The following is a 16,148-nucleotide window of genomic DNA, read 5'->3' as shown; positions in this document are numbered from 1 at the left end:
TCTGCACCGAGAATTTGGACTTTTAGTTCTTTAATATTGGTTTTTGGGAATTTATGGACATATAGGAAAATGGTTCATCAAATCTGAGTTATTACTTCAAGTTTTTCGAAACCAAATATTAAAGTAACAAAAAGTTATCTTTCTCTTACATTATTATAGTAACAAAAAGTTATATAAAGTTTTCGATATTTTTAGTTTTTGTTACTCGATGTTATTCTAATTCTAAAGTGTTTGTTTATTAATATGTCCTGTGTTGATTTTCAGTTTATCTTTAGGCTTAAGTTTATCATTTTATTTAATTCAATATTGAATTGTATTTTTTAATTTTGAATTTAAGTTCGAATAATCAAAAATAAAACTTTTCTTACATGTTGTAATAAAAACATAATATTATATAATAGTGAAAATATAATCTATAATCATGACTAATTCAAATGACATTCAAAAAAATAAGAGAAATGTCAATTCTTCTAATGGCCACATTGAAATTAGAGGAAGTTACAACGACCATTTAGGAGACATTGATAAGGAAGATATTCTTGATGTAATGGGTTGTAAAACTAGAAGGGACATTATTAACCTTTTAAGGGAAGAGCCAATGTTCGTTAGTGAGATATCCAATGAACTGGACATTGGTCAAAAGGCCATCATAGAGCATCTGCGTGCTATGGAGGAAATAGGTATTCTGAACTCTTCCTACAAGAAAATATTGAGGGGACGTCCTAGAAAATATTACGATTTGCAGAACGAGGTCAATATCCACATTACCATCAACAGGAACACGTTTGACGTTAACATGTCTGAAGATATTCTCAATACATTGCAGCTGCCTTCAGGTGACGAATGGTCCAAGCTTTTGGATATTGAAAAGAGGATAGATGCAGGTCAGCTTGAAGCCATAGATGAGCTGAAAAATCAGATAAGATTATACGGCAATCTTAAGGAAAGGGCTGAATATATCCTTGAGAGAACTTTAAGTAACAGATAAAATTAGTCTTTAGTGGTCATTAATTATGGTTTAAATGATTTTAAACCATCTTTTTTTACATTTTTTTAGCTATTATTGCCTGTCCGAGGGAAACTGATCCGTCTCCGGCGCAGGTGTTTGTGTGCTGGATGAAGCTATAACCGTTTTCAGCAACATGATTTTTAACGGCGTTTGTAATCGCTTCATTGTAGAACACTCCTCCGGTTGCTCCAATATTTTGAATGTTCTTTTTATCGGCTGCGCGAACTGCAAGCTCTGCCAGACCTCTTGCAACAGCATTTTGACCTGCACATGCAACATCAGCCTTTTTTTCTCCATTCCGATACAGTCTGACAACGCTTTTCAGGATTTCAGTGGTGTTCAGTGTATCGTTTTCGATAATGTAGGGTATTTCCAAATCCTTTGTTGAGTAATATGCGCAGGATTCGAGTTTCATTGAACATTCCCCTTCGTATGTTCTCTCATGCGCAACTTCAAGTGCAACCGCCATGGAATCCAATACTCTTCCGGTACTGGTTGTGCTTCCAACATTCAAACCGGATTCAATCTGCTTGAATATCATGCCGATTTCCTTTTCGCCGTATTTGAAATAACTGGAATAAGGTTTAATCATCTCTTCGTCATTTAGGATGCTTGCAAGCATCCTTGCAGGATATCTTGTCGCCACATCTCCTCCGGGCATCAGTTGGCTCTGCAGGTGAGCCATCCTTTCAAAACCGCTGATGTCGGTGTAGAGTATTTCGCCTCCCCAGCTTGTGCCGTCGCTTCCATATCCCACTCCGTCAGCGGCAATGACAATCATCTCATCTATTGAATGGTCATTTGCAAGAGCAATTGAGTGGGCATGATGGTGCTGGACTGGCAGGACCCTGGCATCATATTTTTCGGCCAGTTCATGTGCTAGGCGGGTTGTGAAAAAATGAGGGTGCATATCGCAGGCGATAATGTCGAATTCATTGATTTTAGTAATCCTTTCCATGTTTTCAATTGCCTGGCGCAGGAATTCCAGTGTCTTCGGTTTGTTGGTGTTTCCTATATGCTGTGAAGGATAGACGATATTGTCCTTGGCAATTGAGAATGTCACATCAAGCTCAGGGCCTAATGCAAGGACATTCGCATCATTGACATCGTAATTTATTGTATATGGTTCCGGGGTGTAACCACGTGACCTTCTGATGAATGAAAGTTCATTGTTTCTGAATCTTATGACTGAATCGTCGCATCTGTTTAGAATCCTGCGGTTATGGACTAAAGAGTAATCATTGACTCCGTTGATGATTTCGCCGTTTTCAATCATCATCGGCTCTCCGGGAATGTTTGCCGAAGTCATTACATATGTGTCAATGTCTCCCTCATCGAAAAGCAGATAATGCATAGGGGAATAAGGCAGCATCACTCCAATGTTGTGGAGGCCCGGTGATAGGCTTTCAGGGAAAGGATAATCATCATTCTTTTTTAAAATAACAATCGGACGCTTGTTGGATGTTATTGTCCTTACCTCTTTTTCGGATAGCTGCGCATAATTTTGAACGGATTCCAGATCTTTGCTCATCACAGCGAATGCCTGGTTCGGACGGTTCAAACGGGCTCTCAGCTCCTTTATTGCATCGTCATTGTATGCATCGACGACAAGGTGAGTTCCACCAATCCCCTTGATGGCCAGTATTTTGCCTTCCTTTAAAATGTCGGCGCCCAATTTTATTGGATTTTCACTGCTTATTTCATTTCCACCTTCATAAAACGCCATCTTAGGACCGCATTCGCCGCAGCAAATGGCCTCACCGTGATATCTTCTGTTGAGAGGTTCCCTATACTCCACCAGACAATCGTCACATAGCGGAAACTCATCCATTGAAGTTCTGATTCTGTCATAGGGAACGCTTTCAATAACTGTAAACCTGGGTCCGCAGTCAGTGCATGCATTGAAAGGATATTTAAAGCGCCTGTCAGCAGGATCTCTTATCTCTTCAAGGCATTTGTCACAGATTGCAATGTCCGGAGGTATCACACTAATTCCTGAATAGGAATCTCCGCTTTCGATGATTTCAAAATTCTCATAACCTTCCATGTCGATGTCTTCAACGCTCATGGAATTAATTTTGGCTATCGGCGGAAGTTCATCAGGTAATCTTTCAATAAACAAATCTGTATTTTCGCCTTCTATTATGATTTCAACGACATTTCCAAGGTTTCTGACATGTCCTTTCAGATTTAAATCGCAGGCGAGTCTGTATACATAAGGCCTAAAACCTACTCCCTGGACAATGCCCTGTGTCAAAATCTTTCTGGCTTTCATAAATATATTATTTAAGTTAAATTTTATATAAAATTTTATCCTAATTAGTAATATGAAAGATATTCTTGAAAAATTAGTTGAGGGCAAGATTAATGTCCAGGAGGCAGAAAACCTCTTAAAGGCCAATACCATTTTGGAATTCGACGATATTGCCAAATTTGATAATAATCGAAGCAACCGTGCGGGCTTTCCCGAAGCGGTATTCTCACCGAGCAAGGATTATGAGGATTTGCTTTTGATAATCAGGAAATATCTTGAAAATAATGATGGGGATTTGATTATAACAAAATTGAGCCCGCAAAGGCATGAAAAAATCATCAGCGATTTGGGTGAAAGCTCATTCATTTTCGATTACAACAAAAGGGCACAGATACTGGTCATTCGAAAGGAATTGAAAGACAGGCAGAAAATTGCAAAAATAGGAATCATTACTGCAGGCACTTCAGACATCAATATTGCAGAAGAGGCACGTGTCATCGTTGAGGAAGGAGGATGCGAGGCCATCACTTCATATGACATTGGCGTTGCAGGAATTCACAGGCTGTTTCCGCAAATTGCCCATATGGTAAGGGAAGGAGTTCGTGCATTCATCGTATGTGCAGGAATGGAAGGGGCCCTTCCTTCAGTCGTTGCAGGCCTTGTTGATGTTCCCGTCATTGGAGTTCCAACCTCAGTGGGATATGGTGTTGGAGAAGGCGGAAGGGTGGCTCTGGACGCAATGCTTCAATCATGCGCTCCGGGAATCGCTGTCGTCAATATAGACAACGGTTTTGGAGCAGGTGTTTTTGCATTATCAATTGTAAACAGTGATCAGTTTGATTTATGAGACTTTCAATCCTGAAATTCACGACGTCAGGCAGGTTGCTAAACTTGTTTACGATGTGGATTACCGGACTTTTGACATGTTTTTCAAATCAGATAAAGCTGCCATCGATGCCATTTCAAGATATTTGTCTAAAAAGGATTTGAATAGCTTCTATAAGGTCATTCTAGATGATGAGCGAAATATCATAGGCTATGTCAGCATCTATCTGCATGATGATGGCCATAAGTTTTATTGGAAGTCCTTGAGGTTGTATCTTGTGGATATCCTTGACCATTTCGTATTGTGCGACATTGGGGAAAATGACCTCTACCTTGCTGAAGTCGCAATCGACGAATCCCAAAGGGGCAAAGGATTGGGACGGAAGGTCGTGATTGACGTGATAGATTATGCAAGGTCCAAAAACTACTCCAGAGTTATTCTTGATGCTGATTTTAGAAATCATGGTGCCAAAAGGCTTTATGAATCATTAGGTTTTGAAGTGTTCAATAAAAAGAGGGTTAAAATCGGAAGTTTCGAGCGCGGAATGTATAATATGGAATTTAATCTCTAGGTGGAATCCTTAAAATTGCTTCGTGGACTCTCCTGCAGTTGTTCTGGTCTGTAAATGTGAAGTAGTCCTCAACGTTTTGCTTATGCTTTTCCTTCATTTCGCAATCGTTGTCAATGTAGCTTTCAATCATGTCAATCAGTTCGTCTTCGCTTCTGCATACCTCACCGAAGCCCATTGTGTCATAGTCAAAGTAGCTTTCTTCCAGATTGAAATGATAGTCTTCCCCGTATTGGTAGTACAGTACTGGCTTTTTAAGGTAGGCAAAATCAAATGCGACAGAGGAATAATCGGTAACCAATAATGCTCCTTTTTTAAACAGTTCCTGATAGCTTCCTCGCTCATAGTCTATTTTTATGATGTCATTGTCATCAAACAGATCAATGAATTGGTAAACGTGAGGATGTGGCCTGAATATTATTTCATAACCTTTTTCCTTAACCTTTTCAAGCAGCCTTTCATTGTTGATGAGGGAATTGTAGGTTCTAAAGAAGGATGAATTACTTATCGTATACTTGTTTTCCTTGGTAAGGTATCTTCTCCAGGACGGCATCAGCAGAATTGTCTTTGTCTTTTCGTCTTTCAGGTTGTCAAATCTTGGAAATCCCAACAGATGGATAATATCCGCATCATAATTGTAATAATATTTGAACAGGGATTCATGTTCCTTTTTTGAGGCAGTCAGGAGAAAATCAAGGTTTTTGTCATATTTGTTCAGCCACCCTGAAATGTTGTTAAGGGTTATTCCATGCTGCAGAAACAGTGTGCTTGATTTCAAAAGGCCTGCAAAGTTAGGGTAATGTCCCCAGAATGCGTAGATGTAGTTGTTGTCGGGATGTGATGTGATGATTTTTTCACTGAAGAGTCCCAAGATCCTGTGCTTGATTGAATGGTAGCCAATTACAGGTCCGATCTTTTTCATCTTTTTGTAGTCGGGAGTGTTCTTGTCTATAATGAAGTACTTCTTGACTCCCTTTTCGTTTTGGTTAATTGAATATCTGAAAAGATGCATTCCGTTGTCATCAGCTATTGTAGGGAAATCCATGTAAAACCATATTCTCTTGTTCCTGTAAAAAGGATACAATAAAAAGTAAATCAGCCTTATTGGAATTGCGGTTTCAAATCCGGGAGACCTGTTTTTAAGCATTCTTCCAAGGGTTTTTATTTCTTTCTTAATCCATGATAAGTTCCTTTTCTTTTCTATTCTTATTTTGTCATTGTCAAGAACGCTCAAGTATTTTTTGGTTTTGGCATATCCGATGACTTTTGAGAAGTTGCACGGCCTTGAAAAGTCAACATGAAGATGGGAACTTAAGGTTGATTTGAATTCGATGTCATATGTTTTGCATTCATCCAGTTTGAGGTTGAATTCGAAAGTATGGTTTACCAGATACCTTTCATTGAGATAGTACTTTTCCCTTTGAGGAAACTCAACCACTCTTGTTTCGATTTTTTCGCCGTTGACATACACATCCACCTTTTCATCCGCAGAGATGGAGTTGATGTTTGCAAGGACATAGAGATCATCATCGATTATCTCGTATATATCAATGAGAACCGTGTCCAATTTCAATGATTTTGTTAATCTAATCTGGTCTTTTTTAGGATATGAATAGTCGTTTTTCAAATACAGGAGGAATGTCTTTATTCTGTTGTCGAGATGAGGGTGGCTATAGATGTTTTCTTCATCGATGTATTCCATAATCTCCTTTATTTTCTCATTCAGAGTTTTGATTTCAGTCTGATTCAGCTTTTCGTTAAGGGTTTCATTCAAAATCAGCTCATTGAAATAAAACAGCATGGTATTTTGGATGAAAATAGGAAGACGGCCATAAATCTCCAGACTTTTCTCAATCGTACTATTGAATGAATATCTTGATGTATTCAAATCATTCAGGTTAGGAATAAAGTTCAATAATGTCATTTTATCGTTTGGAGACCTGATGTAATAATTGCAGTTGCTGCAAATTCCAATCTTTGGATTGTCCAACAAAAGCTCATTGACAAATGCAATGTCCTCAAAAAGATTTACCCGTTTTGAAAATTGCACATCCTTAATGGAATTCCTTTTAAAAAAGCAGGACAGGGCTTGTAATTGAAAGAATTCAGGATTTTTAATCAGGTCAATTACCCTTGTTGTGCTATATTTTGATTTTAATATGTCTTCATTGAGGGAAGATTCGAAAAGCTTTGATTTGATTGTGGTGATGTCAATGTTTTTGTTTTTCTCAAAAACGGCAAGAACACGCTTCAATGTATTTGATGAAATGTAATCTTCAGCATCCAAAAAAGCTACATAATCCCCTTTGGCATGTTCAAGACCCAGATTTCTGCTGACTCCCTTTCCTTCATACTTTTTTGAAATGTATGTGATGTTTTCAGGATAGAGTGATGCGTATTTTTCACATATTTCGCCGGTTCTATCCTTGCTTCCGTCATTGATTAATATGATTTCAGTATTCTTATTGAAATCCAGGGACTGTCTGATAATGGATTTTATCGATTTTCTAATCGATGATTCAGCATTATATGCTAAAATAATAATTGAAAATTTGACATTATCCATAATTTCCATCCATGTTCAGTCTTCTTGTTTTTGCTTATAGTTAGGAGTTAAACTATCAATAATAACTTTTACATTATCTTTTATTGTACTGTTGTCATGGAAATGGCTGCTTTTGATGTAAAACGTATGATTGTATTTTATTATATAGGATATCTGATTGAATGTGCCGTTGATGTCCTTATAATATATGGTTGGAAGGGAAGTGTTGCCTATATTAACAGTAATGTTTTCTATATCCTCATTCTCTCCGCTTGCCTCAATATCTGCCATTCTTCCACTCATATTCTTGTTGATAAAGTCTCCCTTGCCCAAATCCTCGATAAATATTCTTTCCTGAGTGTCCCTGTTGATTAAATGAGCATAATGGGTTCCTGTAGAGTGGATGTTGAATGAATCCGGAACGGTAACCAGGTAACTGTTCACCTTAACCGTTGCCTTTCCGATTGTTGTGGAGGATTCGGCAATCAGATACAAACATGATGTTCCAACAATAATTATGATTAAAATATAAATCCATCGTTTATCCATTTTATTACCTATTTTTTCTTTTTAGATTTGTTGTAATCTTTTTTCGCTCCTTTCACATATGCCTTGCACACTTCTTCGGCTTCTCCATACATTTTGATCTTTCCGTTTTCAAGCCAGATGCAGGTATCGCATATTCTTTTCATTTGTGAGATTGAGTGGGTTACCAAAAGCACTGTCACTCCATCCTTCATCATGGAATCGATTTTTTCAGCACTTTTTTTCTTGAACTTGATGTCTCCAACGGACAATATTTCGTCAATGATTAAAATATCCGGATTGATGAGGGTTGCAATTGAAAATCCAAGCTTTGTACGCATACCTGATGAATAGTTCTTAATCGGATAATTGATGAAGTCGCCAAGTTCTGAAAACTCTACAATCTCATCATATTTCTCTTTAATTACTTTTTCATCAATGCTTAGCAATGACCCATTAAGGAAAATGTTGTTTTTTCCAGTATAATTCTTATCAAAACCGGCACCAAGCTCCAATAGTGGTGCAATCTTTCCATAGGCTTTGATTGATCCGGATGTAGGCTCATAAATTCCAGACATTATTTTCAAAAGGGTACTTTTCCCGGCACCGTTGAATCCGAGAATTCCTAATTTGTCCCCCTTATAGACTTTAAATGAGATGTCATCGAGAATTCTTATCTTTTCATGGGTCTCCTTATTTCTTTTAAGAGTCCTGATTATGAATTCCTTTAATGTATCAATTTTATCTTTAGTGACCTTGAATTCCATTGTCAGGTGGTCTACTTCAATAATGACCTCCTTGTCAATGTCTCTGACAATCATGTCCAATACGGATTCTTTTTTAATTGCATTAAAGTCGGAATCTCCTTCAAATTCGCTTGTTACTTTATATCTTCCTGCAGGGAGATTCTCAATTTTTGTTCTGGCGAATCCCTCTTCGTCGGTCATGCATTCGTGAGTTTTATTGTTTATTGTAATCAATATCTTTTTACCTTCAATAGGCTTGTAATCGCGATCCCGTAATCGTACATAGTACTGTCCTTCATTGTTTATGTACATCTTCATGTTTGGCGCATATATCCATGTGTATTTTTCATCACGTTCATCGGTCTTCTTAGGTTTGCTTTCAGTTTCAGTTTTAGCTTTTTTGCGCGGTTTTTTAACTGTTATTCTGCTTTCAATGACCTGTGAGTATTTTCCGTTTGGAAATTGAATTTTAAGTGGATAGACATTTTTTGGCAAATCAATATCCCATTTGGCTATTCCAGTTGCATTGGTTTTAAATTCGCGCTCAACGTCCTCATATTTCACTTTTATTGTTTCATCGGTTATTGGATCATTGTTTTTGTCACGAACTTCAATGTAAAATATGCTTCCGTCATTTTCATGGACAATCTTTGTTGGTGCGAATATTGTCATGTCTTCATATTTTGCAGGGCAGTCTAAAATAGGCACTTCCTTTGGTTGAATCTGTATTTCCTTGTTTTTTCTGAAAATTCTTTTCAATTTTTCCATCAAACTCATAATAAAACCTATTCTATAGCTCTAAAGTCAATTTTTTATTGTACATGTTAAATAAGATTATTCCAATTAAGAATGTTGCAAATGCAAATGTTGCCAGATAAGCCATTGAGCTCATGTCCGGAAACAGCCCATATACTACGCATTCCCTGAATGCAGTGATTGCACAGTAAATTGGATTCAATGTAAATATTTTCTGCACTGTCACAGGAACGATTTCCATCGGATAAAAGAGCCCTGAAGCGTACATTAAAATTAAGGAAAATACGCTATACAAATGCTGCACATCGGTAAAATAAGTGTTGCACACTGCCAATATCAATCCTATTCCGAATATTAGCACTATTAATAAGAATAGTGGGATGACTGCCAATATGGCTGTCCAATGGAAGGAAGCTCCGGTAACTAACATTACCACAAATAAAATTATAAAGGATATCAGGAAATTTATGAACTCATAGCAAATCTTACTCACGGTAAACATGTATTTCGGTACATAAATCTTTTTAAGAATGGCTGCATTTCCTTTAATGGATTTCATTGCGCCCTGTGTTGCGGATTTGTAAAAGTCATAAATAACCCTTCCGGATAGGAAGTAAACAGGATAATTTTCAATCTGACGTCCGAACAGCATTGAAAAGATTGCAGTGAAAACAAGCATAATCAATAAGGGATTGAGGAAACTCCAGGCTATACCCAATACGGAATCCTTGTATTTTGAGGTTAAATCCCTTTTAACAAGTTGTTTCAGCAAAAACTTTTTTTCGGAATATGTGTCAAACATTGTTCAAACCCAGTCAATTATTTTCTTCTTCTTGCGAATTCATCGAATATTTCATCGATTTCAACGCCTTTGTATGCTAAGATAAGTAATGTGTGAAAAATCAAATCGACGGACTCATAAACCAAGTTCTCATCATTCTTTGCAGCTATCAATACTTCTCCTGCTTCTTCAGCAATCTTTTCGAGTATCTTGTCTTCAGCTTTTTTGTCGCTGTCCTGCATGATGTTTGAAGTGTATGAGTCGATAGGATTGTCCCTTCTGGATTCCAGGACTTCATAAACTTCCCTTATGATTTTATCATCCGCCATATTTAATCTCCTTTACCTTCCTGGTCTTGCAGGCTTTCGGTAAGTGCAATTAAAGGATGTTTGTCATCATCAATGATTTCAATGTCGTCGAATGTTTTGATTCCAGCTCTGTCTGCTGTTTTTTCCATTCCTAATTTGATGTCCTGGCCCAGATCAATTACATATGAGTCAACAGTTTCATATCCTCTTTGGGATGATGCAACTGCTCTGTGGTGTCCGTCAACCAATATCCATCTGTCTCCGGTTTTGACCACGATTGCAGGTTCTGCCAATCCTTTTTCTAATTCGTAGGCTCTACCTTCAAGTTCATCCGCATAAACCCTGTCCTGTGTAGGTCTTAATTTATTGGTTTCGACTTCCATATGCTTTAAGGTAGTGTGGATGCCGTATAGCTGTTCCAAAGTCTTTTTGAAGTATTCGACTTTGTTTGGAGTGGACCTTTCAATATGGGACCTGACCATATCTGTATTTGTAATGATTCCCACTAGATGCCCGTTTTCATCTACAACTGGCATTCTTGAGATTCCTCTTCTAAACATTACGCGTGAAGCATCATTGATTGATAAGTTCTGGTCTGCAACAACTAGGCTTGTGGTCATTATTCCGTCTACGGTTTCTGTCCTTTTTTTAGCAACGATATCAAAAGCTGTAACCATTCCGACTAGTTTGTTGTCTTTGACTACTGGATAACTGTTGTGATGACTTTTTTTCATTAAATCAATGACTTCTTCCGTTTTAGTATCTGGAGCAACACTAATTACGTTTTCAGTCATGTAATCCTTAACGAAAGATTTCTTTCCAGCCATGTTCAACACCTATTCTATGTTTTCTTTTAATAGCTTAACGGTCTCTCCAGGGTCGGCTTTTCCGCGTGTCAGTCTCATTACTTGACCTACGAGGAAGTTGATTGAAGCTTTTTGTCCGCCAAGATAGTCATCTACGGCTTTAGGATTTTCTTCAATTGCCTGTTTTACCGCAGCCAGGATTTCATCATCTTTGACAATACCTACTAATCCTAACTCTTCAGCAATTGCTTTAGGGGATTTTTCGTTATTCGGCATTTGCTCGATGATTCTTTGTCCTGCTTTTACGGTAATTTCCTTGGATTGAATCATGTTGAATAATTCAACGAGGCTTTCAACGCTGATTTCACTATCTGCGAAATCCATTTTGTTGTAGGTTAAAACCCTCTTGAGTTCATCCCTCATCCATTTGGCTGCAAATATCGGGTCGATTTCTTCGACGACCTCTTCATATGCGATAGCCAAATCAAGTTCTGAGGTTAAAACCTTTGCGGTTTCTTCATCAATGTTATAATCGCTAACGAATCTTTTTACCTTGTTGTGAGGAGCTTCAGGCATGGTGTCTAAGACTTTCTGAATGGTTTCATCTGAAATTTGCATAGGTGGCAGGTCAGGATCTGTAATGAATCTGTAATCGTCAGCATCTTCTTTCAATCTCATTGCTGTGGTAATCATCTGACTTTCAACATATGCACGGGTTTCCTGTTTGGTTTCAACTCCTCTTTCCAGGTTTCTTTTTTGCCTGTTGCGTTCAAAAATCAATGCTCTGTATGCACCTTTGATGGAGTTTACGTTTTTCATTTCAACTCTGTTTCCACCATTGATTGAGATGTTAACGTCGGCTCTCATTGTACCTTCACCACGAGCTCCACCACTGTATTGTAAAACTCTGATAAGCTCTTTCAAGAAGTTTCTTGCTTCTTCAGGAGATTTTATGTCCGGTTCGGTAACAATTTCAACCAGTGGAATTCCTGAACGGTTGAAGTTTACGGTTCCTCTGTCAGGTTTGTATTGGCCAGGGTCCTCTTCGACGTGAATTTCCCTTATTCTAATTCCATTCAATTCACCTTTGATTCCGATAGGCACGGAGGTTCTTTGGTATCCTGAAGGCAAGTCAGGGTAGTCGTAGTGCTTTCTCATGAAGTAGGTTACTCCTTGGTCAATTTCACAGTTTAACATTAATGCAATCATTAACGCATTTTCCAATGCTTTTTCATTTGTAGGATGTGGTTTTGCACCAGGCTGGTTTAAACAAACTGGACAGATGTTTGTATTTGCAGGTGCGTCCTGATAATTTGTAGGACAGTCACAGAATAATTTTGATTCGGTTTCTAGTTGTACGTGGATTTCAAGTCCACACATCATATCGACATCGTCACTAATAATAATTCCTCCAATTAGGTAATTTTTATATTATAATAATATTTATTTTATGGGATTTATAAAGATTTTCAAAAAATGGATTATATTAAGTATTATTTGCCATGAAATTATTTTTCTTTTTTAAGAACTTCCTTGCTTCGCTTAACCAGATTGTCGAAATTGAAGATTTCAGTCTCCACGGTATGTCTCAGCATATCCAATTCCTCGGTTCTGTAAACGGACTGGCTATTGAACGGAAGCCATTCGATGTGTATGGATATTATGTCTCCGTCACTGACTTCCTTTTCAAAGGAATAGGGATCTTCATGGCAGACAAGCAGGTTGTCTTCCAATACGCTTTCGCCATCGATTTCCACTTTCTTGCAGTCTATAAATACCGGGAATTTCTTGCCGTTTCTATCCTTTACGTCACTTCCCCTAAGGCGGATGTTGAACAGACCGTCATTGATGGCTCTAAATTTAATGTCAAAGTATGGTTGTGATGTTTTAAGCACATGTCCGATTCCCTTTGATTTGCCAAACCATTCCGGTGTGGTTTCTGTGCAGTATTTATCGGATTTTTCAACGATTTCCAAATCATTGGTGTCCATGCCGATGTTTTTAACGTCAATTCTTAAGGTATGGTATTTTTCCAATAATTTATCCATTTTAAGATTGTTTCCTTCGATTTTCAGCTCGTCATTGACGGATTCGATTGCATCATATGAATTGAGCCAGTCTCCGTAGGAGTCCTGGTTTATGGTGTTGTTTATCTTTACGTAGTCCCGTATTTTTAATATGTCTATGGATGCATAAACGTCTTCAAGAGGGAAATCCTTCCTGTTTTTAAGCCTCATCCTAAATCTGTCATACACTTTCGGACTGTAATACTTTTCGAATTCCTTGACGAAGTTCTGTGAAAGGAATATGTCTGAAAATATTTTTTTAATCTCATCTGAGGTGTGGAATTTCTTTTTGTTGTTGATTGTCCTGTCTGTTTCCGGCCCCTCGATGTATTTGAAATCTTTAGGCTCAAATGGATATCTTTCATTTATTTTGGCCGCATGCTCTATTGTTTCTTTTTTGATTTCACGTTCGCCCTCGATTTTGAAATTCAGCAAATCAGGACAATATCTTAAGAATATGACTGAAAAGAGAAGCAGGTCATCTTCACACTCTTCAGTGTTTGCCTTTAGCTTTGATAAGTCAGGATCGCTTAGGGGAGCTAATGTAATCTTATTGTACAGATATGAATCAATCCATTCCTTTCCGAAATGGTGCCTGTTTCTGATGTCCCTGTAATATAGTGAAGCGGTTCCATTTGAAGTTTTGTCGATGTCATATCTGGCGCAGAATTCGTCAATTTTTGAATCCAACAGTCTTTTTGTGGATTCATATGTGGTGTTGTCTATCTTTTTGGAGCGCTCTAAAATGCTTTCAACATATTCTTCAAGTGTCAAGTTTGGGTGGTTTCTGACCAAACCTCCGCAATGTCCTGAAATCCTATAGTGGGGAAGCCCGTATGTTATTGTAGGATGAACCCTGTGCTTATGGAATCCCAATTCGACATAGGATGGCCGATTCAAGGAATCAGTCAGTTCCAAAGGCACTGTTCTTATCGGCCTTTTCTTATTTAGCTTGAAATCGAAATGACCGGCTATTTCACTTGCAATCTCATAATCCTCCATGAATCTTTTTGTGCCGGTTTCTGAAGAATAAATCAGTATATCGTTTAAATTGATGTTGGCTGATAGCCATAATGCCGAAACGATTCTGGAATCGAATCCTCCGCTTATGTCTATGGTAATGAAGTTTGTCTCATTTCTCAAATGCCTGATTAGTCCTGCCCATCTGAAGTACCATTTATCCAAAAGGGCCATTCCTTCCTCTGAATCAATTGAAACAGTGCCTTCTTTAAAATCCAATTCCTCATAGGTCATGCTTTTGTCGCTTTTATTTATATGGACTATGACGTTTCTTGGAAGAATCTTTATTTCGTTTACCAGTGTTTCGTCAGGTATTTCAGGGGTTATTCCTGAAGAAATGTAATGGTTTGCAAAGTCTTCATTAAATGAAATGGGATATGTTGTCTTATATAAATATTCAACCAATTTTAGAAAGGAATTGGATATTGCAAAATAATCTCCGCATTTATATTCATACAATCCATAACAGCCCATATTGTCCTGATGGATGGATATTTCCTCATCTTCGACATTAACAAGGACATATGCGCCGGTTCCATTCAGCTCATCGTCGGAATTAAATGTTGATTGCCGGATGATGTCATTGTTTTGAATGGTGTATCCGTAGAATGTGCTTTTGGTTGAATCAAGGTTGGTGCTGTCAATTATAAAAAATTCATCATCCAGAAAACTGCTGTTTTTACTCATATGAACTCTTCCCTTGTGTAAATTAATATTTGTTTTTTAATGATTCCTTAACGTATCGCTTAATGAACTTGTCCAGTTCGGGTGAAACTTCACTTTTTTGCGGACCCAACATGTTCTTGTCGGTAAATGTGCCCTTCAAATCTCTTCCTGCCCATTTTACTTCCTCTTCAACACGCTTTCCGTATTTTGTTCCAAACATTTTGAAAAGCGGGAATTTGGTTATTCCGTTTGCTCCGCTTAAAATTAAAATTCCGATGTTTGCCAGATTGTCAATCCATGTTCCGCAGATTATTTCAATGTCCGGGAAAGCCAGTCTGACTTTTGCCACGACATGGGCATAATAAAGCGATGCAGGCTGCGAGGAGTCTGCATAGATGGTTTCTTTATGCGGATTCAGTGAATAGAATATTACTCTGTCGATTTTATGATCTTTAATGTAGTCTATTATGTAGTCAGTGTCATCCAAGGTCTCCCCAAGACCCAGTATTATTGTGATTGCCTTTTTGAATCCCAAATCATTTGCCGTATCCAGCATGCTGCTGATGTCTTCCAGTTTTTTGGAAGGGCAAACCCTTTTGTGGATTTCCGGATTGGCCACTTCGACAGCACCTGTTATCCCTTTGATTTCTGAGCTGAATTCGTCCAGTTCATCTGTTATTCCTGTATTCAACCAAACTCCATCTCCGGTAATGTCCTTTATTGTGGTGGCAATCTCCTTGATTTCCTGTGTGGTGAATGATTCATATCCTCCTGATAAAAATTCTATATTCCAGTCAAGGCGTTTGCACATCTCGGCTTCGGCATAGATGTTGCTTACGTTTCTTCTGGCTTTTGAAGGGTCTTTGATTTTTTCTTTTTGTGTTGACATGTAACAGAATGCGCAATCTCCCTTATCGCACCACCATGACAGGAATACTGCTCTTTCAAGAGTAATCAGATTTCCATGTTTGTCCAATGTTGTTTTATTGGCTTTTTTAATCAAGTCGAATATGTCCAAATCCATATTTTAATATAAGTTTCTTAAAGTTTATATATTAGTTCGTTAAATATTAATTATAGATTTTGCCAATTTTTTTGTTAAAATTGCAAAATACCAAAAGGTTTATATAGTAATAAATTAATAGTTATAATTACTGTTTAAAGTCTTTTGATTTTTAAACATGGGTTTTATTTGGTTAAGTGCGATGGGTGTTCATATGCCGTCGTAGCTCAGTAGGTAGAGCGTTCGGCTGTTAACCGATTGGTCACAGG

The 16,148-nt window shown here is 37.8% G+C and carries 13 protein-coding genes; 3 read left to right on the top strand and 10 right to left on the bottom strand.

Going from position 1 to position 16,148, the window contains the following annotated elements:
- Positions 1 to 421: 421 nt before the first annotated feature.
- A complete protein-coding gene (locus Q0W26_RS08725) occupies positions 422 to 988 on the top strand; it encodes an ArsR family transcriptional regulator (protein ID WP_298524011.1) in 567 nt (188 codons plus the stop codon).
- A gap of 55 nt (positions 989 to 1,043) precedes the next feature.
- Here Q0W26_RS08725 and hypF read toward each other — a convergent pair whose 3' ends face one another.
- Entirely contained in the window at positions 1,044 to 3,284 is a 2,241-nt protein-coding gene (gene hypF, locus Q0W26_RS08720; protein ID WP_298524008.1) for a carbamoyltransferase HypF, read from the bottom strand.
- A 52-nt stretch (positions 3,285 to 3,336) separates the two neighbouring features.
- On the opposite strand from hypF, the gene larB reads away from it, so the two are divergent.
- Both larB and Q0W26_RS08710 read left to right on the top strand, forming a co-directional pair.
- On the top strand, positions 3,337 to 4,110 hold the full coding sequence (gene larB / locus Q0W26_RS08715; RefSeq protein WP_298524005.1) for a nickel pincer cofactor biosynthesis protein LarB: 774 nt from the start codon (positions 3,337 to 3,339) through the stop codon (positions 4,108 to 4,110).
- Entirely contained in the window at positions 4,100 to 4,660 is a 561-nt protein-coding gene (locus tag Q0W26_RS08710; RefSeq protein WP_298524002.1) for a GNAT family N-acetyltransferase, read from the top strand. Before larB ends, Q0W26_RS08710 begins: the two co-directional genes overlap by 11 nt.
- On the opposite strand, the gene Q0W26_RS08705 is transcribed toward Q0W26_RS08710, so the two are convergent.
- From Q0W26_RS08705 to Q0W26_RS08665, 9 genes are all read right to left on the bottom strand, one after another.
- A complete protein-coding gene (locus Q0W26_RS08705; protein ID WP_298523999.1) occupies positions 4,650 to 7,223 on the bottom strand; it encodes a CDP-glycerol glycerophosphotransferase family protein in 2,574 nt (857 codons plus the stop codon). The two genes, Q0W26_RS08710 and Q0W26_RS08705, sit on opposite strands and share 11 nt — an antisense overlap.
- A gap of 15 nt (positions 7,224 to 7,238) precedes the next feature.
- Positions 7,239 to 7,751 (bottom strand): hypothetical protein, encoded by a 513-nt coding sequence (locus Q0W26_RS08700; protein WP_298523996.1) that lies wholly within the window; start codon positions 7,749 to 7,751, stop codon positions 7,239 to 7,241.
- A gap of 8 nt (positions 7,752 to 7,759) precedes the next feature.
- The gene (locus Q0W26_RS08695; RefSeq protein ID WP_298523993.1) at positions 7,760 to 9,250 is read right to left on the bottom strand and encodes an ATP-binding cassette domain-containing protein; all 1,491 of its coding nucleotides are present in this window, start codon (positions 9,248 to 9,250) and stop codon (positions 7,760 to 7,762) included.
- A gap of 13 nt (positions 9,251 to 9,263) precedes the next feature.
- Positions 9,264 to 10,031: an ABC transporter permease gene (locus tag Q0W26_RS08690; protein WP_298523990.1), complete on the bottom strand. Its 768-nt coding sequence runs from the start codon at positions 10,029 to 10,031 to the stop codon at positions 9,264 to 9,266.
- A 17-nt stretch (positions 10,032 to 10,048) separates the two neighbouring features.
- Entirely contained in the window at positions 10,049 to 10,339 is a 291-nt protein-coding gene (gene hisE, locus Q0W26_RS08685; RefSeq protein ID WP_298523987.1) for a phosphoribosyl-ATP diphosphatase, read from the bottom strand.
- A gap of 2 nt (positions 10,340 to 10,341) precedes the next feature.
- Complete coding sequence (locus Q0W26_RS08680) at positions 10,342 to 11,145, bottom strand: CBS domain-containing protein (RefSeq protein WP_298523984.1); 804 nt, start codon at positions 11,143 to 11,145, stop codon at positions 10,342 to 10,344.
- Positions 11,146 to 11,154: 9 nt separating this feature from the next.
- Positions 11,155 to 12,507, bottom strand: coding sequence for an Asp-tRNA(Asn)/Glu-tRNA(Gln) amidotransferase subunit GatB (gene gatB / locus Q0W26_RS08675; protein ID WP_298523981.1), 1,353 nt, complete (start codon positions 12,505 to 12,507; stop codon positions 11,155 to 11,157).
- A gap of 125 nt (positions 12,508 to 12,632) precedes the next feature.
- The gene (locus tag Q0W26_RS08670) at positions 12,633 to 14,897 is read right to left on the bottom strand and encodes a hypothetical protein (protein WP_298523978.1); all 2,265 of its coding nucleotides are present in this window, start codon (positions 14,895 to 14,897) and stop codon (positions 12,633 to 12,635) included.
- A 22-nt stretch (positions 14,898 to 14,919) separates the two neighbouring features.
- Positions 14,920 to 15,900 (bottom strand): radical SAM protein, encoded by a 981-nt coding sequence (locus tag Q0W26_RS08665; RefSeq protein ID WP_298523975.1) that lies wholly within the window; start codon positions 15,898 to 15,900, stop codon positions 14,920 to 14,922.
- Between the last annotated feature and the right edge of the window lie 248 nt (positions 15,901 to 16,148).

Origin of the sequence: uncultured Methanobrevibacter sp. (assembly GCF_947169325.1) — an archaeon.
In the GTDB taxonomy this organism is placed as follows: Archaea; Methanobacteriota; Methanobacteria; order Methanobacteriales; family Methanobacteriaceae; genus Methanocatella.
This window is presented reverse-complemented; position numbering and strand designations above follow the sequence as displayed.

What these genes read in the sequence shown, in the direction of transcription:
- larB (WP_298524005.1), top strand. Translation starts at nt 3,337, where the DNA reads ATGAAAGATATTCTTGAAAAATTAGTTGAGGGCAAGATTAATGTCCAG.
- Q0W26_RS08705 (WP_298523999.1), bottom strand. Translation starts at nt 7,223, where the DNA reads ATGGATAATGTCAAATTTTCAATTATTATTTTAGCATATAATGCTGAA.
- Q0W26_RS08680 (WP_298523984.1), bottom strand. Translation starts at nt 11,145, where the DNA reads ATGGCTGGAAAGAAATCTTTCGTTAAGGATTACATGACTGAAAACGTA.
- Q0W26_RS08725 (WP_298524011.1), top strand. Translation starts at nt 422, where the DNA reads ATGACTAATTCAAATGACATTCAAAAAAATAAGAGAAATGTCAATTCT.
- Q0W26_RS08670 (WP_298523978.1), bottom strand. Translation starts at nt 14,897, where the DNA reads ATGAGTAAAAACAGCAGTTTTCTGGATGATGAATTTTTTATAATTGAC.
- Q0W26_RS08695 (WP_298523993.1), bottom strand. Translation starts at nt 9,250, where the DNA reads ATGAGTTTGATGGAAAAATTGAAAAGAATTTTCAGAAAAAACAAGGAA.
- Q0W26_RS08690 (WP_298523990.1), bottom strand. Translation starts at nt 10,031, where the DNA reads ATGTTTGACACATATTCCGAAAAAAAGTTTTTGCTGAAACAACTTGTT.
- hisE (WP_298523987.1), bottom strand. Translation starts at nt 10,339, where the DNA reads ATGGCGGATGATAAAATCATAAGGGAAGTTTATGAAGTCCTGGAATCC.
- gatB (WP_298523981.1), bottom strand. Translation starts at nt 12,507, where the DNA reads ATGATGTGTGGACTTGAAATCCACGTACAACTAGAAACCGAATCAAAA.
- Q0W26_RS08700 (WP_298523996.1), bottom strand. Translation starts at nt 7,751, where the DNA reads ATGGATAAACGATGGATTTATATTTTAATCATAATTATTGTTGGAACA.
- hypF (WP_298524008.1), bottom strand. Translation starts at nt 3,284, where the DNA reads ATGAAAGCCAGAAAGATTTTGACACAGGGCATTGTCCAGGGAGTAGGT.
- Q0W26_RS08665 (WP_298523975.1), bottom strand. Translation starts at nt 15,900, where the DNA reads ATGGATTTGGACATATTCGACTTGATTAAAAAAGCCAATAAAACAACA.